Source organism: Streptomyces sp. YS415 (assembly GCF_023544665.1).
Lineage (GTDB): Bacteria > Actinomycetota > Actinomycetes > Streptomycetales > Streptomycetaceae > Streptomyces.
Map to the genome: position 1 here is coordinate 14,494 of NZ_JAMJFL010000004.1, position 23,348 is coordinate 37,841.

Sequence of the window (23,348 nt, forward strand, 5' to 3'; positions counted from 1 at the left end):
CCGAACCGTAAGATCGCCGACCTGCCCTGCCGACGGCAGCGGGCCTACAGTCACAGCAACCCACAACCAGAGGAGTTCTCATGCGCGCCCGCGCCCTCGTCCCGGCCGTCCTGGCCGCCGCCCTGCTGACGGTGACCGGCTGCGGATCCGACGACAGTTCCGGCTCCGCAGGGGCCTCGACGCCGGAAGCCTCCTCGGCCACATCCGCCGCCGAGCAGGCCCCGCCGTCGGACGCGGGCGGCGCGGGGGCCGAGGTTCCCGAGGCGCTGGCGTTCTCGGGCACCACCGTGGACGGCAAGCCCTTCGACGGCAAGACCCTCGCGGGCAAGCCCACCGTGCTGTGGTTCTGGGCGCCCTGGTGTCCCAAGTGCCGCGCCCAGGCAGCCGAGACCGCCAAGGTGGCCGCCGACTACGCGGGCAAGGCGAACGTGGTCGGCATCGCGGGCCTCGACAAGAACGCCGCCATGAAGGACTTCGTCAGCGAGACCGGCACCGGCTCCTTCACCCACCTGTCCGACGAGGACGGTGACCTCTGGAAGCGGTTCGAGGTCACCGAGCAGAGCCGCTACGTCATTCTCGACAAGGCCGGCAAGACCGTCTACGAAGGTGTCCTGCCCGGCGGCGAGGGCCTGGCCGACAAGGTCGCCGGGCTCACCGGCTGAGCACGATGACCGACCTTCCCCTCGCCCTCGCGCTCGGCGCGGGCATCCTGGCCGCCGTCAACCCGTGCGGCTTCGCCCTGCTCCCCGCCTACTTGTCCCTGCTCGTGCTCGGCGACGACTCCCCCAGCCGCGCGGTCTCCATCCGGCGCGCTCTGACCGCGACCGCGGCGATGACGGCGGGCTTCGTCGCGCTCTTCGGCGTCTTCGGCCTCGCCGTGCAGCCCGTTGCGGGGCAGGTGCAGGAGCATCTGCCGTGGTTCACCATCGGTTTCGGGCTTCTCATGGCGATCGCGGGTGCCTGGGTGCTCGCCGGGCGGCAACTGCCCACCCTGGCCCCGAAGATCCGGAGGGCACCGACCGTCACCCGGTCCCTGCCCTCGATGGCGCTGTTCGGCATGGCCTACGCCACCGCCTCCCTCGGCTGCACCATCGCCCCGTTCCTCGCCATCGTGGTCTCCGCCTTCCGCAGCGGCTCCACCGGCGAGGGCGTCGCCCTCTTCGCGGCGTACGCGGGCGGGATGGGACTGATCGTGGGCATCGCCTCGCTCACCGTCGCCCTCACCCGCGCCACCGCCGTCACCCGGCTGCGCCGCATCGGCGCGTTCGCACCACGCCTCGGCGGCGCCCTGCTCCTCCTGGTCGGCGCCTATGTGGCCTACTACGGCTGGTACGAGATCCGCGTCCAGCAGGACCCCACGGTCCAGGACCCGGTCATCGATGCGGCGGGAACCGTCCAACGCGCCATCGCCGAGAGCCTCGACGCCATGAATCCGGCGGTGGCCGCGCTGGTCTTCGCAGGCCTTCTGATCGCAGCGCTGGTGCCCGTGGGGGTGCGACGAGGGCGCCTGCGCAACGGCAGCTCAGCAGCGGGTCCTCGGCAGGACCCGGACGCCGAGCCCTTCGGGCACTGAACGACACCGCCGACGGAGCAGCACGAGCGGAAGCGAGGACCGTTACCCGATGCCCTCGCCCAGCCCGACCGTGCGGTGATCAGCGGGAGGTGGTGAGGCGAAGGGCCTTTCCTGGCCGGTGCGGCCGGATGCGTCAGGGGAGAGCCGGTAGGAGCGTACGACCGCGACCACACAGGCCACGACGAGCGCGGCGGCCCAGCCGCCCAGGCCCCGCGGCGGCCCCGGCCTGGGCCCTCCGGCCTCGACGCCGCGCGGCGGCACATGGCCTTGCGGGTCGTGCACGACGGCGAGGGTGTCGCCGGGCCGGGTGGTGCGCTTACAGCCTCGCCAGATGCGGACCTTGAGCGGTACGCCGTCCCGATCGACCACCGAACACAGATAGCGGCCTGTGCTGGAGACGGCGCCCGGTCCGCCCTCGACCGAGGTCACCAGCGCGGTCTCCACTCTGCCCCGCTCGGCCAGCACGAGACCCACGGCCGCCGGGGGCGCCTGCAGAGCGAGGCAGACCGCGAGCACGGCGACGATGCCGACCAGCGCCCGTCCGGCCCGCACCACACAGAGGTAGAGGACGAGCGCGGCGGCGCACACGAGGCCGACCTCGCCGTGCCGCAGCCCGGGGACTCCGTACCAGGCACCGGCGACCGCGCTGCCGACGATCGTCCCCGCTCCCAGGCACCCCGCCAGGGTCCCCTCCACGGTCAGCCACCACGGCGGCAGGCCCACGAACTCGGCCGGCCCCCAAACCCTGCTCCGCAGATGCAGCATCAGGTCCCGCTCCGGCGCAGGCGGGGGGCGGCGTCGGCGGTTCATGCGGCTTCCTCCCCACGATCCTCTGGTGCACGGCACTCTGGCGTCCCGGGCGGACGATCCGCAGTGCCCGCCTCCGGACGAGGGCACCCGGCGTGCACTGCCGGAATCAGGCAACCGGCCACACATCAGCCATTGTCTTGCATTATGCAAAATGCGCCGCACGCGGAGCGGGTCGGCCCGGCTTCCGGTCAGGCGTCGCGGGCCGCCGGAGCGTCCACCGTCCAGCCCAGCGGGTGCGGCACGGTGTTGTCCGCGGCAGGGGCCGGTGGTTCTCCGCCGGCCTCGTTGAAAGCGGTCAGGGCCTCGATGAGAGCCATCCGCTGCGCGGGGGCGAGCCGTTCGACGATCGTGGCGATCTCGGCACGACGCCGGGCGGTGACGTCCGCGACCGTGCGCCGGCCCTCCTCGGTGAGCCGCAGCAGCGTCTCGCGGCGGTTGTCGGGATTGGCCTGCCGGTCGGCGAGCCCGGCGGCGATGAGCCGGTCCACCATCCGCATGGCGGTGGACGGCGCCACCTGGAGCAGGTCGGCGAGGGCGACCAGCTTGGTGGCCCCGCGGGTGGAGAGCACGACCAGCATCCGGAACTGCGGGAGGGTCACGCGCTCCTCGACTTCGGCGAGGGATCGGGCCGAGACCGCCACCAGCAGGCGGGAGGCGGTCAGCACCGCACGGGTGACCGCGTCAACGTCGTCCATCGCCCCTGCGGGGGTCTCGCGCTCCGGCATGTGCTCTTTGTACCGAAGTCGGGAAGGCCGAGTGCCTACTTGACCCGGCCGATGACGCCTTCCTTCTCACCAGGGCCCGGCATGCAGAACCCTGCGAACACTGCCGGAAACCGGCAATGCAGGGCCGTGGGCCGGTCGTACAGCATGGGTCGGGAGAAGCGCGGCAGGGGGAAGGGGCATCGGGACATGCGGACCTTCCTGGTTGCCGCCACGGGGCTTCCCACGATCCTGCTGACCGCTGCGCTCGTCGTGGTCGTGTGCTTCTGGCTGCTGGTCGCCGTGGGCGCCGCCGCCCCCGACAGCTTCGACAGGGACGTGGATCTGCGGGCGCAGCGCATGGGGGGCGTACCGGTCGCGGTCGCCTTCTCGCTACTGACGGCGGTCGCCTGGGCCTTGAGTGTCGGAGCGACGATCGCCCTGACCTCGGCCGCGCCCCCGGGGCCGGTCACCGTACTTCTGCGCCTGGCCGTTCCCGTGGGTGCGCTGCTCGTGGCCTGGCCCACCACCCGCTGGATCGTACGGCGCCTGCACCGCCTCTCCCCGGACGAACCGGGGCCCCGGCAGCACGCGGCTGAGCCTCGGACGCTGCCCGTCCCACCTCCGGCCTCCCAACCTCCCGTCTCGAACGCTGCTGTGCCGCATAGACGTATGGGCAGCCGTCACGGCTGCGGATGAGCACGCGCCGCGGCGGACAGAGATGAACGACGGCTGTGGCACCGTCCCGGCCGGCTCAGTCGCCCTTGTGCCGCTGGTAATAGCGGGCCACGCGCGCGCGGTTGCCGCACCGGGCGGCCGAGCACCAGCGGCGGCGCGGATGCGCGGGCAGGAACAGCATCACGCAGTCCTCGGCCTCGCAGGGGCGGACCGTGAGGACGGCCGGGTCGGCCAGCAGTGCGGCAGCATCCTCGGCGAGCAGGGCGGCGAGGCGCGTGCCGGGCGTGCCGGTCCGGCGGGAGGTCAGGGTGACCGCGGTGCCGCCCCAGCCCACTCGCGGGACGGCGGGCGCGGCGGACAGCGCTGCGTTGAGGCCGTCGAGCGCGGCCGTGGGAGGCCGCTCACCCTGCCGAGCGGCGTTGACGGCGACCGCGATGTGTTCGCGTACGGCGTGCACGGCGGCCAGATCGGCGTCTGAGTACGGCGTCGTGTCCGGCTCCGGGAGGCGGTCGGCTTGAAGGACGAGCCACGACCGCAACTGCGTGACGTCGGCGAGCAGGTCCACCGGGCCGTCGGGGGTGATCGCCCGGGTGTTCACCACATCGAGGGCCAGGGGCTCTCCGGTGAGCGGTCTGAGATCAACCATGGACCTAATGCTACCGAATCCCATTGACGCGTTAGAGCTGGACCCGCTACAACTAATGCATAACGCCGCCAAGGAGGCATGTGAAGTCATGGTTGTGGCCATAGCACGCACCGTTCATCGCCACGTCGAGGTCGACGGAGTGCGGGTCTTCTACCGCGAATCGGTCCCCGACCGGCCGGACGCCCCCGTCCTGCTCCTGCTGCACGGATTCCCCTCGGGCTCCCACCAGTTCAGGCGTCTGATCGACGCGCTCGGCACGCAGTACCGACTGATCGCTCCGGACTACCCCGGCTTCGGGCACACCGAGACCCCCGACGACTTCGTCTACACCTTCGATCACCTCGCGGACATCATCGAAGGCTTCGTTACCCGGCTCGGGCTGACCCGGTTCGCCATGTACGTCTTCGACTTCGGAGCCCCGGTCGGCTTCCGGCTGGCGACCCGGCACCCGGAATGGACAGCAGGCCTCGTCGTACAGAACGGCAACGCCTACGAGCAGGGCCTGTCGGACGGCGCTCGTGACTTCATCGCCCTGACGCCGGACGCCCCCGGCAGCGAAGAAGCCATTCGCGGCCTGCTGACCCTGCCCGGCACGCGTGGGCAGTACGAGGGCGGCACCAGCGTTCCCGAACTCGTCGCTCCCGACGGCTGGACCCTGGACCAGCACTTCCTGGACCTGCCTGGACGCAAGGAAGCCCAGATCGCCCTGGCCTTCGACTACCACACCAACGTCGAGCGCTATCCGCAGTGGCAGGCCTGGCTGCGCGAGCACACCCCACCCGCTCTGATCACCTGGGGCCGCAACGACCCCTTCTTCCCCGAAGCCGGCGCCCACGCCTATCTGGCCGACCTCCCCGACGCCGAACTCCACATCTTCGACACCGGCCACTTCGCCCTGGAGGAGAAGCTCCCCGAAATCGCTCCGCTCATCGCCGACTTCCTCGACCGCACCTGGAAATGACTGGCGCCAGACTCCGGCTCGTCTCGACGACCTCTGGACCGGCTACTTCTACGGCAGCGGATATCCGGGTGCAGTGCGCCGGTTGCCAGGAGATGCTGGCGCAGTGCATCAGGTGCAGGAAATCGCGGACGTGGTCGACGGCGTACTGGGCCGAGATCTCATCGGCATCTACCTCCACGGCTCCTCCGTGCTCGGTGGACTCAGACCGGCCAGCGACGTGGACGTGCTGGTCGTCTCCCGACGGCGAATGCAGGAGCAGGATCGACGGACACTCCTCGGTGCACTGCTCAAAATATCCGGCTCCCGAAACGGAGCCCGCCCGGTCGAACTGACCGTGGTCGTTCAGTCCGAGGTCAGGCCGTGGAAGTACCCACCGACCGGCGATTTCCTCTACGGGGAGTGGCTGCGCACGGAGTACCAGGCCGGAGAGGTCCCCCACCCGGAGCCGATGCCCGACCTGGCCCTGCTCATCACCATGGTGCTGAGCGGCGACCACCCCCTCACCGGCCCGCACCCGGCGCAGGTCCTCGCCCCCGTTCCGCAGGTCGACCTGGTCCGAGCGAGCCTGGCGGGCATTCCCGGCCTGCTCGACGACCTGCACGGCGACACCCGCAACGTCCTGCTGACCTTTGCCCGCATCTGGACCACGCTCGCCACGGGCCGGATCAGATCGAAGGACGCCGCCGCCGACTGGGCGCTCACCCAGCTCCCGCCCGAGCACCGCGCCGCCCTCCAGCACGCCAGGCACCTCTACCTCAACTGCCCCTACGCCGAAGAGAACTGGAGCGATGCACTGCTGGCGCAGGTACGTGCGCATGTGGACCACGTACTCTCCCAGATCGACCGCCTGCGCGCCCGGACCCCCGGGATGTGAAGGCCGCTGACTCCCAGCAACGCCCTGCTTCTAAAGTTCCCCCGTGGATGTCAGCAACTGGTTCCCGGTCGAGAACCCGGAAGACCACGGCGAGGAGCCCTGGGACTTCCACGAGGCAGAACTCGCCTTCCTCGCGGCCCTGCGCGCCCGGGCCGCCGCCTGGCGAGTGCCGTGGGCTTCCAGTCAGGTCGGACGGCCCGAGGACGACTCGTCGCTCCTCGTTCATGTCGACCTGGTCGACGAGGAGCGCGGGCTGCTGCTCGGCGGGTGGGCTGTGCACTTCCACGGCACCCGGGTACGGGCGGGGAAAGTCCGGGACCAGCTCCTCAACCTCCACGAGTCGCCGGAGCTCGGCTACTTCAGAGCCTCCGGCACGGTCGGGGAGCTCGCGGAACGGTGCGCCGCCTGGTTCGAGCACGTGTTGAGTCGACCGGTCGTCCGCCTCGAATGGCCGTCCGGGGCCGGGGCGTACGTCACCCGCTGGGAGTTCGCCGACACGGGCGAGGCGTTGGGAGCAACCGGCGTCATCCCCGCCGACGGCTCACCGCCGGCCCACCGACGCACCCTTCGCCCCTGAACCGCCGTCAGAGCCTCAGCCGTTCAGCAGGCTGTCCAGCACGGACAGGACAAATCCGGTGAGCGGCAGGAAGGTTGCGATCGAGCCGAGTACGGTGACGAAGAGGCCCGCGGTCATGTGGGCCACAGCTCGGCCGCCTCGGACCCTCTTGGGGTTCTGCGGATCGTAGGTGACGTCCACAACCGGATTCCGGCGCCGCATCAGCACGGTGACGGTCGACTCCTGGGTCACGGGTACGCCCCCGGCGGTCGTGAACCGCAGGACGGGGTGCATGGCCTGCTGCTTCGGGGTCGTGCGGTAGTCGACGATTTCTCCGGGCACCGTCACCCCTCGGCGGCGCAGGATCCACGGGTCGCGCAGGAAGAACTTCCAGGCCAGCACCAGGAGTCCGGCGCCGCCGGGCAGCAGCAACGCGGTGGCGGTCAGCCAGCCCAGTTGGTCCGGCGCGTCCACGACCGTGAACAGGACGACGAGCAGCAGCAGATAGCCGCCCACCCCGATGGTCCACTTGGCCGCGCGGGTGCTCAGGGCCAGCGGCGTGCGAGGCGTGGGTTCGGTGCTGACCAGCGCCACGCCGTCCGATACGGGCGTGTGGCCCCTCATGGCCCGGCGCAGGGCCTCGGTGAACGCGCCGACGGCATTGCTGTTGCCGCTGCTCACCTGGAAGCCGTCCCCCGAGGTGTCGCCGCTGATCCGCAGCCGTACCGATGTCGCGCCGTCGCTCTCCACGGCGCCGAGGGCCCGCAACGGTATCCGCCACGTCAGGCGGCCCCGCACCACCCGCACCTCTCCATTCTCCAGTCGCATGGCGCCTCCGCGCCCCTTCAGCACCACACTCACGTCCCGCCCCATGAGGCGGATCATAGGGCCCAATTGGTTCTACGCCCCGCCAGGCCGCTTCCAGTTGGGCGCAGACGCATGCCGGCCAGGACCCCGCGCAGCCGACGAAGGTCGAGGTAGGCAGCACCGACAACATGCTGTCAGTACCACGGGCTACGGTGCGGCCATGTCATTTGCCCTGCCCGAGGGGCTGCCTCCCGGCCGGTTCGTGTCTCGTGGTTCCGCACCTGTGTGGGTCTCTGACGAATGCCCTCATGCCCCCTCATGCCGTGGAACAGCTATGGCCTCGCCTGCTGTGCGAGCAACCAGCGCGTGGCCTGGTTCCGTTGCTGTGTCCGCCGTACGCCATAGGAAGTCCGCTCAACCCGGACCACGTGGACGCCGTCCGCCTGGAGGAGAGACCGGCCGCGGACTTCGCCCACCGGTTCCGGTGCCTGAAGGAATCGCGCCATGGCCCCACGATCCCGGTCCGCCCTTCGAGCACTGGCCGGGTTTGGCACCGCAGATGCCCGCTTCCTCCGCGGATTCGGCGCCGGCGGAAGCTGCGGCAAGCCTGCCGGCCTGGCTCGTCCAGACCGGCCCCTTCGGCCTGAACGAGTGCCGTCTCGTGCTCGTACCCGGCCGTCGGGGCAGCGATGCTCCTGGCGTCGATCGGCTGGTCCGCAAGGGCACCGCTGCCTCTGCTGTGCGCACTCCTGCGGAGCTGGGAGGACCGCTTCGGCGCTCAGACCGTGGCGGTGTTCGGCCCCGAGTACGCGGCGGGCCTCGTGGGACGGACCAACTGAACGTTCTGGTGGGACTGATGCGATCCCGCGATTACTCGGCAGCAGCTCCCTTGCCAGACGCACCGTTCCCGCGGTCGGACGCGTGGTCGTGAAGGCGGCAGGAGCCACTGCCGAGCCGCCTCCGCGGACGAATTACCCTGGTGCGCACTTGACCGGGTTGTGATTACCGAAGCACTTTCATACGTTCGTTACCGGGCTGCTCGGGCGGGACTTTTTTACGGTCTGGCGCGGCACCTCGGAACCCTCTTGGAGGTCTGCGGCGATCGCCTCCGCAGTGGCTTCCGCGGCGATGTCGCTCAGGTCTTCGTTGATTTCGTGGGCGACCCGCTTGGCGTCCATCGCCAGCTTTACGGAGGACTTCACCGTCCCTCGCACGACCGGCCGGATCATCTTTTTCAGGAGGGGTGCAGCCGCTACCCCGACCAAGAAGACAGGAAGTACAGGAAGCATGTCAGTACAGCCCTTCTAGCAGCCCGCCGGAATTGTCCGGCAGTATCCTGGAAATACCATTTTAGCTATCCGAGATCCCCTCTCACCAGGGCTTCTCGGGACATTCACCCGTTCGTGTGCATACCCGGTAGAGTTGATCTTTTCTGGTTCGATGTGACTTAGCGTGCGATACAGGGCAAGCTGTGCTTATCCGCCCCCAATGCGAGAATACTGAGCCGGGAGTGAATTGTGGAAAAGGCAGTTACCGACGAGGCCACTGCTGCGGCTGATCCCACGCCTGAGGAACTTCTCTATTCCGCTGAAGTGCGCCATGTGAACGGGAAATGCACGCTCACCATCAGCGACCATCTGCACGACGCCGTGGAAATCTACGAAGTGCCGCGGGCGGCCGTGAAGAAACTCCCTTTCTACCTCTCGATGCTGAGGAACAAGCTTTCTTGAAAGGCGCCGGAAGGAGTCACGCCTGCCGCTGGGCGACCAGCGGCGCGGCCGGCCGGGAGCCCGTGAGCAGGGAGTGCGCGAGCACGCCGTAGAGGGTGTCATTGGGGCCGTCCGCGATCCGCAGGCCACGGATGTCGCGCAGGCGTTTCTCCATGGGCGTGCGACGGGTGTAGCCCTCGCTGCCGTGCAGTTGCAGCCCGATGTCGACGGCACGGTAGGCCGCGTCGGTGGCGAATGCCTTGGCGGCGGAGCAGGCCGCCACGTCGGCATCGTCCCCGTCCCGGCCGAGCCGCTCCAGCAGGGAGAAGCACCAGGCCGTGGCCGCCTGCACCTCGGCCGCCGCGGTGCCGATCCGGCACACGACGGAGGGCACGCCGGCCAGGGATGTCCGGCCGACACTGCGTCGGCGGACCCTGGCCGTCGTCTCCTCGATCGCCTCGGTCGCCGCGCCGAGGCAGACCAGCGCCATCATCAGCCGCCAGCCGGAGAAGTGGGAGTCGAAGATGCGGCGGCCGTCGCCGGGCCTGCCGAGCAGCGCCTCCCTGCCCACTCTGACGTTGTCGAAGTGCAGATGCCCCAGGCTCCAGCCGCGCAGCCCCAAAGGCACGGTGGTCTCGGTGAGGATGCCCGGGGTCGTCATCGGCAACCAGACTGCCGACAGCGGCACTTCGCGCAGCCAGGCCCCGTCGGCGTCCCGTCCGGCGGCCTGTTCCGGGGTGACCAGTTTGCAGAAGACGACGAAACCGGTGGCTTCTTCCACCCTGCTGACCAGGCCCTTGGTCCCGGAGAGCAGCAGGTGATCACCCTGCTCGACCGCTACGGTGCGCAGGCCCCGCAGATCCGAGCCGGAGTGGGGTTCGCTGGAGGCCACACCGGCCAGCTCGCCGCCGCCCACGATCCGGTCGTGCACCGTCCGGGCGATCGGGGGCATGCCGTAGCGCACGGCCATCGCGCCGTGGGCCGAGCTGAAGATCTCCCGGGCGTCGCAGTCCCGTCGGCCGGCCAGGAACATGGCCAGGCCTTGGGCCACGCGTTCCAGTCGTGGGGGGACGAGAGCGGTCGCGTCCCGGTCCCGGGCGGGGCCCCCGGCGTATGCCGGGTGACCTTCGGTGTGCGGCAGGTCGAACCCGGTTAAGCCGGCTTGGGCGGCGCGCTTGCGCAGTTCGAGCCACGGCGGCCGGGCGGCGTCCTCGGTGACCGGGTGGGGCAGGTGCGTGTCGAGGAAGTCGGTGACACGGCAGGCGAATTGCTTCAGGCCGGGGTGGCGGGCGAGTACGGCGCAGGATTCCGAGAGAAACACGGGCGGTGTCCTAACGGCTCGTGGGATGAGGGGACTTCACCGGGCCGAAGTCCGGCAGGGGCTCTGCGGTTCGTGCACGGCGGGGACGGGGACGGCATGGTGCCGGTGGATGTCCGGCGGCTCAGCCTCCGCCGTCCATGGCCTCGGCCAGGCTGCGCGGCCGCATGTCGGTCCAGGACCGGTCGATGTGGTCCAGGCACGCCTGCCGGGTGTCGGCGGGGTGGGCGACGGTCCAGCCGTCGGGGACGTCGGCGAAGACGGGCCACAACGAGTGCTGGCCCTCGTCATTGACGAGCACCAGGAAGCGGCCCTCGTCGTCGTCGAACGGATTGGTGGCATGCGTCATTTCGGTTCTCCGGGTTCTCGCGACACGCGATACGTGGTCCGCGGCTCGCGCACTGACGAGCCGTGCGCTGTGAGCGGGCGGGGCGAAGGAGTGAACGTCACGATCGGCCGTGCGGACAGGAATGTCCGGCGCGGTACAGGGCTCGACCCGCGCCCGCTCCTCGACCAAGGGCTGGCGCGGCGACGGCCTGGAAAAGGGGATCTGATATCCATCTTGCCAGGTCAACGGCGGTTCCAGGAGACTCGGCAGGTGTTGCCACCCGAACGAATGACGAACAGCTGAACGGCTCGTCCGTCAGGCGACGGTCGGGGTGCCGGCCTGGAGTTGCCACAGGGTGGTGTAGGTGCCCCCGCGGTTCACCAGCTCCTCGTGCGTGCCCTGTTCGGCCACCAGGCCGCCCGGGTTCATGACGTAGATCTGGTCGGCGCTCTGGACGGTGGACAGCCGGTGGGCGATGACCACCATCGTGCGGTCCGAGCCGAACACGTGCAGGGCCCGCTGGATGGTGGCCTCCGTCTCGTTGTCGACGGCGGAGGTGGCCTCGTCGAGGATGATGACCGGGGGGTCGCGCAGGATCGTGCGGGCCAGGGCGATGCGCTGTTTCTGCCCTCCGGACAGCGCGGCGCCGCGCTCCCCGACGCGGGTGTCGTAGCCGTCGGGCAGGCTGTCGATGAAGGTGTCGGCGCCTGCCGTGCGGGCCGCGTCGAGGAGTTGTTCGTCGGTCGTGTCGAAGGAGCCGTAGCGGATGTTGTCCGCGATCGTCGCGTCGAACAGGAAGGGTTCCTGGGTGACGTATCCGATCGCGCGGCGCAGGTCGGGCAGGGCCAGGGTGCGCACGTCGGCGCCGTCGAGCAGGACCCGGCCCCGGTCGGGGTGGTGGAACCGCATGAGGAGTTTGGCGACGGTGGTCTTCCCCGCGCCGCTGGCGCCGACGATGCCGGTGGTGCGGCCGGGTGGGATGACGAGGGACGTGTCGCTGAGGGCGGGTGGGCGGCCGGGGTAGGAGAAGGTCACGTTCCGCAGTTCGATCTCGCCCTTCACCTGCTGCCGGGGCAACGGGCGTCCCTCTGTGGCGGGTTCGAGCGGCAGGCGGTGCAGGCGCTCCACCCGGTCCAGGGCGGTGACGGTGCGCTGGTACTGGTCGGTGGTGCTGCCCAGCCGGGACAGTTTCAGCATGGCGATGCCCGGCATCTCGATCAGCGGGCCGAAGGCTGCGGTGGACAGGGTCCCGCGCAGCACGGCCGTACCGCCCAGCAGGACCGTGCCCACCAGGGCCGAGCCGCCGGCCAGGCGCAGGATCTGCGGCGGGATGGCGGAGCTGCGACTGCTGGCGCGGTTGGCTTCGCTGCACTCGCGGTTGAACTCCGTGATGCGGGCGATCTCATGCTCTTCGGTGACGGCGGACTTGATGGTGGTGTGGGCGTAGAGGTTCTCGGTAATGCGGCCGTTCAGCCGGGCCCGGCGTTCGTCGGAGGCGGTGTGGTGGGCGACGGCGCGTTCGTGGAAGCGGAAGGAGAGCCAGGCGACGACCGGAATGGGGACGAACGCAATCCAGGCGATCTGCGGGGCGAGCAGCAGGAAGGCCGGGACGAGCAGTGCGAGGCTGGCGACCATCTGCACGACGTCGTTCATGTTGGAGGCGACGAAGGTGCTGAGCTGGCCGATGTCCTCGGACAGGACGCTGTTGACCCGGCTGACGCGTTCCTTCTCCAGCTCGGAGGGCGCCACCCGCTGGACGTGCTCGTAGGTGCGGGTGCGCCAGTCGTCCTCGATGGTCTGCGCGAGCTGCCGCCAGGCGACGCTGGCGCCGTAGCCGAAGGCCGCCATGGCGAGGCAGGCGGCGCCGGCGGCACCGACGAGGAGCCCCAACTGGCTGCTCACCCCGGCCACCCCGTAACCGGCCAGGGTCGAGCTGCCGCCCTTGGCGACCAGCAGCACGATCGACGGGCTGAGGGCGAACAGGGCCATCTCCGCCAGCTGCGAGAGACCGGACAGCACCGCGGCCAGGGCGAACTTGCGTTTGTGGGGGCCGATGATGCGGCGCAGGGGATGGCGGTGCGCCGCGGCTTCGTCGCCGGTGCCGCCGGCGCGGTCGGATCTGCGCCAGGCTCTGCGGACGATTCCCACCGTGGCCGCGGTGGTCAGCCCCAGCATGAGGAGGGGTCTGCTGAACACCCGCAGCAAGAAGGGCCCGCCGACGACGGCCGCCGCCACGGCGCCACCGGCCGCGGCGATCCTCGGCAGCCAGCGTCCACTGCCTGCCCTCGGTGCTCGGGGCGTCGGAGCCGGGCGTGGCGCCGCGGGCCCGTCCGCGCGGGGACGTACCACCGTCGAGAGGAGGGCCGTCAGGGTCAGGGACACGGCCTGCCGCAACAGCCGGGCGGCCTCGCGCGAGCTGACCGTACGGTCGTGCCGCAGCAGTACCCGGCCGGTGACCGGGCTGGCGTGCACCTCCTCGATGCCCGGCGACTGAAGGAGCGTGGCCTCGGTCAGCCGTGCCGCGGCGGGTCTGCCCTTGAGGAGGTCGATCTCCCAGCGTTGGCGGCCGGGCACGATCGAACGGGGCTGCATCCGCGCACGGGTGGGAGTCAGCCGGGTCATCGGCCGATGGGCCGGCGGGCTTTCCAGCAGGGTCATCGCGTCCCTCGCTCGTCCACGAACCGCCAGTAGCGGGAAACCGCGGCCTCGTCGATCTCCGGGATCACCACGCCCAGCCGTCGCAGCCGTCGGACCGTGCGCTCGTTGGCGAACTCCAGGCCCGGCTGCCGCACGCCCTGTGCCGTGTCGGCGTACTCCTCCAAGTACGCCTGGTAGGGGGCGATCGGCAGGTCCTGTCCGTGTTCGGTCGCGCGGCGCAGGCGGTGCAGCCAGTCGGTGAGCGGGAGCGGTTCGGTGTGGGTGCCGTGCAGCCGGTCGTAGCCGGCCATGAAGACGCCGGGGCCGGTCCTGCGCGGATGGTGGAGGTGGTGCACGAGATCGGTCCCGTCGGTGTCGAGGAGCAGCGCTACGACGGCGGCGGCGAGGACGTCGACGGGGAGCAGGTACTCCTCGAGCTCCGGGTCGACCGGATGGCAGCCCAGCGCCGCGCAGCTGGTGAGCAGCCGGGAGAACATGTCGTCCGTGCTGATGGCGCCGGACGCGGAATGTGCCCAGACGCGGCCGAGGCGATGGATGCCGCCGCTCGCTCCCCGTTCGAAGGCACGCTCCACCAGTCGCTCGGCGACCCACTTGCTCGCCGCGTATCCCCGGCCGTAGGGGTGCCGTTCGGCCTCGATCGGGGAGTCCTCCTCGACCGGCCGGGATGCCTCCGCACCGGAGCGGAACACCCCGAGCGTGGACAGCTGGTGGAACGCCTTCGGCCGGCCTTCGCCCGCCAGGTGCAGCAGGGTCCGGGTGCCGTCGACGTTGGCCGGCTTCAACCGGGCGTAGGGGGACAGGTGATGGACGTGGGCGCCGCTGTGCACGATGGTGTCGACCGTCTCCCGCAGCCGCGCCCAGTGCGCCGGGCCCGTGCCGAGGTCCACCGCGGTGAGGTCTCCACGCACGATGCGCACACGCGGATCGTCCACCGTCACGGTGATGCCGTACGTCCGCAGGGCCTCGGCCAGCCGCTCGCGTGCCTCGGTGTCGGTGCGTGCCCGGACGAGGCAGTGCACTTGGGCCGTTGTCCGGTGCAGGAGTTCGGCCAGGAGGAAGGCGCCGACGAAGCCGGTGGCTCCGGTGAGCAGGATGTCCTGGGGGTCACCGGTGCGCCGGGGGTCGGAGCCGAAGCGCAGGGTGGGGCTGAGTCTCGCTTCCGTGTCGGGGACGTAGGAGGGTGTGGTCGCGGCGCCGGTCTGCAGGTGCCGGGCCAGTCCCGCCGGGGTCGGTGCCTCCAGGAGGGCCGACAGGCCGAAGGGCACGGACAGGGCGTCGCCGATCCGGCTGGCCAGCCGGGTGGCGAGCAGGGAGTGGCCGCCCAGGGCGAAGAAGTCGTCGTCGACGCCGACCGCGGGCAGGTCCAGCACCTCGGCGAACAGGTCGCACAGGGTCCGTTCCGCGGGGGTGTCGGGGGCCCGGCCGCCGCCGGCGCCGGAGGCGAAGTCCGGTGGGGGCAGGGCGCGGCGGTCGAGCTTTCCGTTCGGGGTCAGGGGCAGAGCGTCCAGGGTGGTGACCGCGGACGGCACCATGTGGGCGGGCACGCGCGCCCGGAGGAAGGCCCGCAGCTCGTCGGGGTCGATCCCGGCCCCGCTGACGGGCACCGCGTAGGCGGCCAGCCGGGTGTCTCCGCGGTGGTCGCCGCGTGCGATCACGGCGGCGTGGGCGACGCGGGGATGGGTGGCGAGGACGGTTTCGATCTCACCGGGTTCGACGCGGTGGCCGCGGACCTTGACCTGGTCGTCCGCGCGGCCCGCGAAGACGAGGAGGCCATCGCCGCGCCGCCGCACGAGGTCGCCGGTGCGATACATCCGGCTCCCCGGCGGGCCGTACGGATCGGCCACGAACCGGTGGGCCGTCGCACCCGGGCGGCGCAGATAGCCGCGTGCCAGTCCGGCGCCCGCGACGTACAGTTCGCCGGTCACCCCGGGCGGCACCGGCCGCAGCGCGGCGTCCAGGACGTAGGCACGGCTTCCGGGGACCGGCTCCCCGAGGACAGGACTCGGGGCGGCGTCGAGGCGCACCTGGAGCGCGTCCACGGTGAACTCGGTCGGCCCGTACATGTTGTGGGCCACCAGCCCGTCCACCGCCCGCAGTTCGGCCCACAGTGGCTCGGGCAGCTCCTCACCGCCGAGCACGGCCACGCCCGGCCGCCACCGTTCGCCGCTGAACAGGCCCCGGTCGTACAGGATGCGCAGGTACGAGGGGGTCGCGTCGACGGTGTCGATGCGGTGCCGGACCACCCAGGCGACGAACCGGTCCGCGTCCATCCAGGTGCCGGTGTCGGGAACATGCAGCTCATGACCGGCCGTCAGGGCGGCGAGCTGGCCCCAGGAGGCGTCGAACGACACGGAGGCGGTCAGTGCGACCCGCAGCGGCCGGCCCCCCAGCCGCTCGGAGGCCGGGGCGAAGACCCGCTCCCGGTACTGCGCGGCGAGGTTGGCCACGCTCGCGTGGCGGGCGACGACTCCCTTGGGCGCCCCGGTCGACCCCGAGGTGTAGATGACGTAGGCGGGATGGCCTGGCGACAACCTTGTCACCGGGTCGCTGTCGGGCAGCCCCTTGAGCGCCTGCTCTGTCTCCGGGGTGCCCAGGAGCAGCGTGGGCGTCCCCGGTGCGACGGCGGTGGCCGTGTCGGTGAGCAGCAGCACCGGCTTGGCGTCGGCGACCATGGCGGTGAGCCGCGGGGGCGGGTACTCCGGGTCGAGCGGCAGGTAGGCGGCCCCCGCCTTGAGCACGGCGAGCAGGGCCACGACGAGGTCGTGCGAACGCGGCAGGGCTACCGCGACCACGTCCTCGGGTCCCACCCCGCGCGCGGTCAGGGCGTGCGCGAGTCGGTTCGCCCGGGCGTTCAGCTCCCCGTACGTCGACGTGACGTCTTCCGCCACTACGGCGACCGCGTCGGGCGCGGCACGCACGCGTGCGTGGAAGAGCTCGGGAATCGTGCCCGTGGCCACCGCGGGCCGGCCAGGGTCGTGGAGCAAGTGACGGCGTTCAGTGGCAGACAGGACGTCGAGGTGGCTGAGCGGACGGTCCGGGTCTCGTACGACCGCCTGCAGCAGCCGTACCCAGCGCGCGGCCAAGTCCTCGACCGTGGCGTGGTCGAAGAGGTCGGTCGCGTAGTCGAGGGTGGCATGCAGACCGAGACATGCGCCCTGCGCGGAGCGCTTCTCGTAGACCCCGATGTCCAGGTCGAACTTGGCGGTCTCGGTCGGTACCGCAAGCGGGGAGGCCTCCAGGCCCGGAAGCCGGAGTACCGCGCCCTCGTCGGCATCGAGGGAGAGGGCGACCTGGAACAGCGGGTGCCGGGCGGGCGACCGGGGCGGGGCGAGCGCCTCGACGACCTGCTCGAAGGGCGTGTCCTGGTGGGCGTAGGCGGCCAGCGCGCTGCGGCGGACGCGCTCCAGCAGCCGGGTGAAGGCGGGGTCCCCGGAGGTGTCGGTGCGCAGCACCAGGGTGTTGACGAAGAAGCCCACCAGGTCGTCCAGTGCCTCGTCGTTGCGCCCGGCGATCACGCTGCCGACGGGCACGTCGGTGCCCGCGCCCAGCTTCGTCAGGAGCGCGGCCAGCCCGGCGTGCAGCACCATGAAGAGGCTGGCTCCGGACCGGCGGGCCAGCTCGGTCAGTGCCGTGTGCAGCTCCGGGTCGATCGTCAGGCGGACCCGGGCACCGCTGTGGGATGCGACGGCCGGGCGCGGGCGGTCGTAAGGAAGGGTGAGTTCCTCGGGCAGGCCCGCCAGCGTCTCGCGCCAGTGGTCGAGTTGGCTGGCGAGCACTCCGTCGGGCTCGCTCAGGAGCCGACGCTGCCACAGGGCGTAGTCGGTGTAACGGACGGGCAGGGGCGCCCAGTCGGGTGTGCGGCCCTGGCTGCGAGCGGTGTAGGCCGTGGCCAGGTCGCGGGCGAGTGGTGTCAGGGACCAGCCGTCGGCGGCGATGTGATGGATCGCGATCACGAGGACGTGCTCGGCGGGACCCAGCGCGAACAGCTCGGCGCGCAGGGGCGGTTCGACCGCCACGTCGAAGGGGTAGCGGACGGCGTCGAGCAGCCGGGCGTGCAGGGCCTCCTCGTCGTCCACGTCGGTCACCGGCAGCGCGGTGCGTACGGCGTCGGCGTCGGCGTGGAGGATCCGCTGGAAGGGCTCGCCGTCGACGTCCCCGTACACCGTGCGCAGGCTCTCGTGGCGGCTCACGACGTCACCGAGCGCCTGCTCCAGTGCTGTCCGGTCGAGGCGGCCGGACAGGCGTTGCACCAGGGGGATGTTGTAGGTGGCGCCGGGTCCTTCGACCTGGTGGAGGTACCACAGGCGCCGCTGCGCGAACGACAGCGGAGTGCGGTCGGGTCGTTCCTGGACGGTCAGGGGCGGGCGGGTCGTGTCCGCGAGGTCGAGCCTGGAGGCGAGCAGGGCGGCCGTGGGCGCGTCGAACAGCGCGCTGAGGGTGAGGTCCACGCCGAGGACGGCGCGGATGCGGGAGACCAGGCGGATCGCCAGCAGGGAATGCCCGCCGGCGTCGAAGAAGTGGGTGTCCGGGCCGACCCGGGACCGGCCCAGAGCCTCGGCGAACAGTTCGCACAGCAGCTGTTCGCGCGGGCTGCGGGGCGCGCGCGAAGGCGGTAGCTCCAGCTGGTCGTCGTCCGGGGCGGGCAGGGCGTCGCGGTCCAGCTTGTCGTTCGGCGTGCGCGGGAGCTCGTCCAGCCGCACGAACACGGAGGGCACCATGTGCTCGGGCAGGCTCTGACGCAGGCGCTCCCGCAGCGCCCCCGGCCGGGTGGCGTCCTCGTCCCCTACGACATAGGCGACGAGCCTGAGATCACTGGGCCCCCGGCCCGGCCGGGCCAGCACGGCTGCCTGCGTCACCCCAGGGCAGGCCGTCAATGCGGCCTCCACCTCCCCCGGTTCGATGCGGAATCCGCGCACCTTGACCTGGTGATCGGCGCGGCCGACGTACTCCAGCTGGCCGTCGGACCGCCACCGCACCACGTCGCCCGTCCGGTACATCCGGCTGCCAGGGGGCCCGTACGGGTCGGCCACGAAGCGGGAGGCCGTCAGCGCCGGTCGGCGCAGATATCCGCGCCCCAGCGACAGCCCGGCGATGTACAACTCCCCTGCGGCACCCACCGGCACCGGGTCCAGGGTGCCGGTGAGCACGTAGAGGCGGCTGCCGGAGGTCGGATAACCGATCGGCGGCACCGCGCCCGAGGGCACCAGTAGCGTGCTCAGGGACGCCATGACCGTGGCTTCGGACGGCCCGTACGCGTTCAGCATGCGCCGGCCCGGCGCCCAGCGCGCCACCAGCCCCGGCGGACACGCCTCGCCGGCCACCTGCACGGTCGGGACATGCACGTCCGTCTCGGGCAGCGCCGCCAGCACCGAGGGCGGTACGACCGCATGCGTGAGCGGAGTGCCGTCGGTGAGGGCGGAGACGGGATCGGCCGCCGGGGCGACCACCAGCGTGGCCCCGTTCAGCACGGTGGCATACAGCTCCAGCACGGAGGCGTCGAAGCTGGGCGAGGCGAATTGCAGGACCCTGCTTCCGGGGGTGATCGCCCAGCCTTGTCCCTGGAATGCCGCCATGGAGGCGATGCCCGTGTGCGTCACCACCACGCCCTTGGGTTTCCCGGTGGAACCCGAGGTGTAGATCACGTACGCCGGATGCCGCGGGTCCACGGCCCGGCGCACGTCGGCCTCCGGCTGCCTCTGCGACAGTTCCGCCACGAGGCCCCGGTCCTCGATCACCAGGGCCGGGCGGGCGTCGGCCAGCATGTACTGCTTGCGCGCCGCCGGATACGCCGGGTCCACCGGCATGAAGGCGGCCCCGGCCTTGAGCACACCGAGGTGCGCCACGACCAGTTCGGCCGACCGGGGCAGCGCGAGGGCGACCACGTCCTCGGGCCCGACCCCTGTGCCGACAAGGGCGTGCGCGAACCTGTTGGCGCGCGCGTTCAGCTCCGCGTACGTCAGCGACGTCCCGTCGGCCACCAGGGCCGTCGCGTCCGGGGCGCGGCGCACCTGCTCCTCGAACAGGGCCGGAACGGTCGCGGCCGGACTGCCCGCCGCGGTGGCGTCGCCGAGGTCGAGGAGGCGTCGGCGTTCGTCCTCCGTCAGGACGTCGAGCGAGCCGACCGGCAGGTCGGGATCCAGGTCCGACATGTCCGCCAGGAGGCGCAGCAGACGCTGCTGGGTGTCGAGCAGGTCCTCCCGGCCGTGTGCGCCGGGCGCGGCGTGCAGTCGCATGTGCGGCCCGGATCCGTCCCGGCGGTCCCACACCATGATCAGCAGGTCGGCGCCGAGCGGGAAGGACAGGTTGTGCGGGATGCAGGGGTGCCCGGCGAAGGTGATGTTGTAGTCGAATCCGATGAGGTTGACGACGGGTGAGAACACGCTGCCGGGACCGCGGGACAGGCCGAGGTCGCGGTGCAGGTCCTCGGTGCGGTAGCGCTGGTGCTCCACCGCTGCGCTCATCTGCCGGTCGACCTGGGTCAGCAGGTCCCTGAGAGACATGTCGGGCCGGACCGTCAGGCGCAGCGGAACGCTGTTGGCCAGCATGCCCGGTGTCCGGTGGGCGGCCTCACCCACCCGGCCCGCGACGGTCAGCCCGATCACGATGTCCCCGGCGCCTGTCAGCCGGTGCGTGTACAGGGCGACAGCGGCGAACACGAACCGGAAGCGGGACACGCCCGTGCGGGAGGCCGCCTCCTTGAGTGCCCCCGGGCGCAGCAGCGGCAGCAACTCCGTCCGCGGAACCGGCCCTTGGGCATCGGCGTCGGCCGTGGGCGGCGCCTGCGTGCGCGTCCATCCCGACAACTCCCCTGCCCAGTAATCCCGGTCCCCGGCGCGCTCCTGGGACGCGTGGTAGTCCTGGTCGGCGCGGACCAGAGCGGACAGCGGGCCGAACGGGCAGGGGGCGGGCTCTGCCCCGTGGACCAGGGCGGTGTACACCTCGGCGACCCGGCGGGCCACCAGGGCGTAGCCATAGGCGTCCACGGCGGCGTGGTGGTAGGTGTGGTACCACCAGAACCGGTCGGGTGCGAGCTTGAACAGGGCGTAGCTGAACAGCGGTCCGGTGGCCACGTCCATGGGCCGGGCCATGTCCTCGGAGATCCAGGCTCGGGCGGCCGTCTCCGGCGCGGGCTCGTCGCTGACGTCGACGAACGACAGCGTCCAGGGCAGTTCGCGCTCCAGGACCTGGGCGGGGCCGTCCTCACCGGGCACAAGGCGCACCCGTAACGCGTCGGTCTCGGCGACGACTTGGCGCAGGGCCGTCTCGAACAGACCCGGGTCGACGGGCCCTCGGATGTCGAGGTACTCCCCCAGGCGCAGGGCCGCGCCCAGGCGTGGGGAGTGCTGCTCGGCGAGCCACACCTCGCGCTGTCCCGCCGTCACCGGAAGGATCTCGGCCGCCGTATCAAGTCTCTGTTCCGGAGTTTGCGAATGGTCATCGACATGCTGAGCGGGAAACTGACGACGGGACAAACGAGGTACCTCCTGTGGTGCCGGCGCCCCCTGATCACGGCCGGCCTTCGCCAGAACACCCATCGTGCCAGCTACCAGCGCATTCTCCGCGTCCGGAGCAACAGTGCCACCCAAAGGAATGACGCCTCCGGCGTGTTGTCCGGCCCGGTGAGCGAGCAGTGAGGGCGGTGACCGGAGGGCAGGAAGGCCTTGCTGCTTGCTGCTGCGTACGTCACTGCAGGGCGTTCTCACTCAGTGAGAGACCGGTTTCGTGGAGGTTGCGCGCTGCCGGCCAGCGCGCGGGAGATGCCCCGGGCCGCGGTGCGGACGACGGGGACGACCGTCTGCGCCCGAGCGTCCTGGGGCACGATGACCGACAGTGCCGCCACCACCGCGCCGTCCGCACCACGCACGGGGGCGGCGACACCGAGGGCGTCGGCATGGACGAACCCGGGGCAGGACGCGTACCCCTGGCGGCGGACCTCGGCCAGCGTCGCCCGCAGCCCCGCGGAGGTGGCGGGGGTGGCCGGGGTGTAGGCGGTCAGCGGGCCGTCGCAGATCCGCTGCCGGAGGTCGGCGGGGCCGTGGGCCAGGAGGACCAGCCCGCTGGACGAGGCGTGCAGGGGCAGCCGCCCGGCGATCCGGGTGTAGTTGACCACCGCGTTCGGCGCCGAGAGGCGTTCGAGGAACAGCACCTCTTCCCCGTCGAGCACGCCGAGCTGCACATGGTGGCCGACGACGTCGTGCACGCCCTCCATGAACGGCATGGCGTGATCGCGCAGCGACAGGGTCGGTGAGGCGCGGGTCACCAGCTCCCAGAGCCGCACACCGATCCTGACCTTGCGGTCGGCGTCCCGGCTCAGGAATTCATGGGCGACGAGCTCGGCCACCAGCCGGGACGCCGTGGCCACGTGCAGCCCCGTCCGGCGGGCGATCTCGGAGACCGTCAGGGCCGGTTCGTCCTGGCTGAACGCCTCGAGGATGCGCGCCGCCCGGGAAAGCACCGACTCCTGGTGCGGTCTGTTCATGGTGCTCCGCTCCGGTGAGGCCCGGGTGGATGTCAGTGGTAGGCGGCGTCCATCGCGGCGAGGGCCCGGTCGATGTCCGTGGTTCCCGCGAAGAGGGCTCGCACCTGCGCGAAGTGGGCCTGCTGCACCTCCGAGTTGGGCCATCGCTGGTCCATGAACGGTACCGTCGTCCCCTCCCTCTGGTGCCGCGCCACCTCCACCACGGCCGGGTCGACGGAGTAGGAGTCGTTGGGGAGCGCCGGGAGCGTGGCACCGGACTTGTTGTACAGGTTCTGGCCCCTTTCGGAGCCCAGGAAGTCGATGAAGTCAACGCCGCCCGGCGGTGCGGGGTGTCCTTGTTGAGTCCGTAGGCGGCGGAGACCGCGCCGGGCATGCGCGTGGCCCCGCGGTCGTCGGTGGCGGGCAGCGCCGTCATCCGGAAGTGCATGCCCGGTGCGGCGGCACGCAGATCGGGGAGGGTACCGGCGACCTGGACCACGCCCACCGCCCGTCCGTCGGCCACCTGCTTCACGGCTTCCTCGTAGGTGGTGCCGAGAGGGTCGGGGCTGAAGCAGCCGTGATCCCGCATCTCCAGGTACTTCGCCATGGCCTGACGCCAACCGGAGCGGGCGAACGTCCTTCTGCCGTATTCCATCTGCGCGTCGAAGTCGGGATCGTCGGCGTACACCGTGGTGGCGACGAGTGCGTAGTCGACGAGCTGGGTCACCCACGGCGTCGCATTGCCCAGTGCGAAGAGGACCTTGCCGTTGCGGCGGGCGGTGTCGCACAGCTGGAGCAGGTCGCTGTAGGTGCCGGGAGTGGTTCCGCCGATCGTCTCCAGGGTTTCCGAGCTGTAGATCGCGCCGATGGCGCTGAAGGTGACCGGCACGACGTACGTCCCGAGGTCCGTGTCGGTGACCGGTCGGATGCCGGGGGGTATGCGGCCGCCGAAGCGGCGCAGGGTGAGGACCTCCAGGAAGTCCTCACGTTCCAGGGCGACGACCGATGCGGGGTTGCCGTTGCCCGGCCAGACGGTGAAGACGTCCGGCGCATCGCCCCCGCGCAGCCGGCGCGGGAGCTCCTCCTGGAGTGTGTTCGTGTCGGCATAGCGGACGGTGACCCGGATTCCGGGATGGGCTCGGTGGAAGGCGTCGACGACGGCCCGCATGGACGTCTTGTCGGTGGTGTTGGCCATGACGGACAGCTCGGTGTCCGCGCTGTCGCCGCCGATGCCGCCGACGGCTGAGCAGCCCGTCAGCAGCGCCATGGCC

19 protein-coding genes and 1 pseudogene are annotated in these 23,348 nt (G+C 71.2%); 8 read left to right on the top strand and 12 right to left on the bottom strand.

Translation table 11 applies throughout. The features are described from left to right. Positions 1–80 precede the first annotated feature (80 nt). Positions 81–662 carry a redoxin family protein gene (locus M8H82_RS06370; RefSeq protein ID WP_250071471.1) on the top strand — a complete coding sequence of 194 codons (582 nt, stop codon included), beginning with the start codon at positions 81–83 and terminating at the stop codon, positions 660–662. 5 nt (positions 663–667) lie between these two features. Then, positions 668–1,573, top strand: coding sequence for a cytochrome c biogenesis CcdA family protein (locus M8H82_RS06375; protein WP_250071472.1), 906 nt, complete (start codon positions 668–670; stop codon positions 1,571–1,573). A gap of 42 nt (positions 1,574–1,615) precedes the next feature. Here the strand turns inward: M8H82_RS06375 and M8H82_RS06380 are convergent, their stop codons facing one another. Beyond that, complete coding sequence (locus tag M8H82_RS06380; RefSeq protein WP_250071473.1) at positions 1,616–2,383, bottom strand: hypothetical protein; 768 nt, start codon at positions 2,381–2,383, stop codon at positions 1,616–1,618. A 188-nt stretch (positions 2,384–2,571) separates the two neighbouring features. Next, positions 2,572–3,108 (bottom strand): MarR family winged helix-turn-helix transcriptional regulator, encoded by a 537-nt coding sequence (locus M8H82_RS06385; protein WP_250071474.1) that lies wholly within the window; start codon positions 3,106–3,108, stop codon positions 2,572–2,574. 186 nt (positions 3,109–3,294) lie between these two features. Between M8H82_RS06385 and M8H82_RS06390 the strand changes: the two genes are divergently transcribed. Beyond that, entirely contained in the window at positions 3,295–3,783 is a 489-nt protein-coding gene (locus M8H82_RS06390; RefSeq protein ID WP_250071475.1) for a hypothetical protein, read from the top strand. A gap of 55 nt (positions 3,784–3,838) precedes the next feature. On the opposite strand, the gene M8H82_RS06395 is transcribed toward M8H82_RS06390, so the two are convergent. Further along, complete coding sequence (locus M8H82_RS06395) at positions 3,839–4,408, bottom strand: ABATE domain-containing protein (RefSeq protein WP_250071476.1); 570 nt, start codon at positions 4,406–4,408, stop codon at positions 3,839–3,841. Positions 4,409–4,496: 88 nt separating this feature from the next. On the opposite strand from M8H82_RS06395, the gene M8H82_RS06400 reads away from it, so the two are divergent. The 3 genes from M8H82_RS06400 (at position 4,497) to M8H82_RS06410 (ending at position 6,820) form a co-directional block, all read left to right on the top strand. Beyond that, a complete protein-coding gene (locus M8H82_RS06400) occupies positions 4,497–5,369 on the top strand; it encodes an alpha/beta fold hydrolase (protein ID WP_250071477.1) in 873 nt (290 codons plus the stop codon). A gap of 103 nt (positions 5,370–5,472) precedes the next feature. Continuing rightward, positions 5,473–6,243 (top strand): aminoglycoside adenylyltransferase family protein, encoded by a 771-nt coding sequence (locus M8H82_RS06405; RefSeq protein ID WP_250071478.1) that lies wholly within the window; start codon positions 5,473–5,475, stop codon positions 6,241–6,243. Between the two features lie 43 nt (positions 6,244–6,286). After that, complete coding sequence (locus M8H82_RS06410) at positions 6,287–6,820, top strand: hypothetical protein (RefSeq protein ID WP_250071479.1); 534 nt, start codon at positions 6,287–6,289, stop codon at positions 6,818–6,820. Positions 6,821–6,835: 15 nt separating this feature from the next. On the opposite strand, the gene M8H82_RS06415 is transcribed toward M8H82_RS06410, so the two are convergent. Next, a complete protein-coding gene (locus M8H82_RS06415) occupies positions 6,836–7,627 on the bottom strand; it encodes a DUF3592 domain-containing protein (RefSeq protein WP_250071480.1) in 792 nt (263 codons plus the stop codon). A gap of 668 nt (positions 7,628–8,295) precedes the next feature. Here M8H82_RS06415 and M8H82_RS06420 point away from each other — a divergent pair. Next, a complete protein-coding gene (locus M8H82_RS06420; protein WP_250071481.1) occupies positions 8,296–8,445 on the top strand; it encodes a hypothetical protein in 150 nt (49 codons plus the stop codon). 177 nt (positions 8,446–8,622) lie between these two features. Here M8H82_RS06420 and M8H82_RS06425 read toward each other — a convergent pair whose 3' ends face one another. Further along, a complete protein-coding gene (locus M8H82_RS06425) occupies positions 8,623–8,895 on the bottom strand; it encodes a DUF5132 domain-containing protein (RefSeq protein ID WP_250071482.1) in 273 nt (90 codons plus the stop codon). Between the two features lie 228 nt (positions 8,896–9,123). Between M8H82_RS06425 and M8H82_RS06430 the strand changes: the two genes are divergently transcribed. Beyond that, positions 9,124–9,336, top strand: coding sequence for a hypothetical protein (locus M8H82_RS06430; RefSeq protein WP_250071483.1), 213 nt, complete (start codon positions 9,124–9,126; stop codon positions 9,334–9,336). A 16-nt stretch (positions 9,337–9,352) separates the two neighbouring features. On the opposite strand, the gene M8H82_RS06435 is transcribed toward M8H82_RS06430, so the two are convergent. The 7 genes and pseudogenes from M8H82_RS06435 to M8H82_RS06460 form a co-directional block, all read right to left on the bottom strand. Beyond that, a complete protein-coding gene (locus M8H82_RS06435) occupies positions 9,353–10,636 on the bottom strand; it encodes an acyl-CoA dehydrogenase (protein ID WP_250071484.1) in 1,284 nt (427 codons plus the stop codon). Positions 10,637–10,757: 121 nt separating this feature from the next. Then, positions 10,758–10,982, bottom strand: coding sequence for an MbtH family protein (locus M8H82_RS06440; protein WP_250071485.1), 225 nt, complete (start codon positions 10,980–10,982; stop codon positions 10,758–10,760). A 294-nt stretch (positions 10,983–11,276) separates the two neighbouring features. Continuing rightward, positions 11,277–13,583, bottom strand: coding sequence for an ABC transporter ATP-binding protein/permease (locus M8H82_RS06445; protein WP_250071486.1), 2,307 nt, complete (start codon positions 13,581–13,583; stop codon positions 11,277–11,279). 32 nt (positions 13,584–13,615) lie between these two features. Beyond that, positions 13,616–21,154, bottom strand: coding sequence for a non-ribosomal peptide synthetase (locus M8H82_RS06450; protein WP_284048601.1), 7,539 nt, complete (start codon positions 21,152–21,154; stop codon positions 13,616–13,618). Between the two features lie 164 nt (positions 21,155–21,318). After that, entirely contained in the window at positions 21,319–22,098 is a 780-nt protein-coding gene (locus M8H82_RS06455) for an IclR family transcriptional regulator (RefSeq protein ID WP_250071488.1), read from the bottom strand. A gap of 32 nt (positions 22,099–22,130) precedes the next feature. After that, positions 22,131–22,253, bottom strand: coding sequence for a hypothetical protein (locus tag M8H82_RS36400; RefSeq protein WP_284048659.1), 123 nt, complete (start codon positions 22,251–22,253; stop codon positions 22,131–22,133). Positions 22,254–22,468: 215 nt separating this feature from the next. After that, positions 22,469–23,344: pseudogene (locus tag M8H82_RS06460) on the bottom strand (ABC transporter substrate-binding protein); the annotation flags it as partial. Between the last annotated feature and the right edge of the window lie 4 nt (positions 23,345–23,348).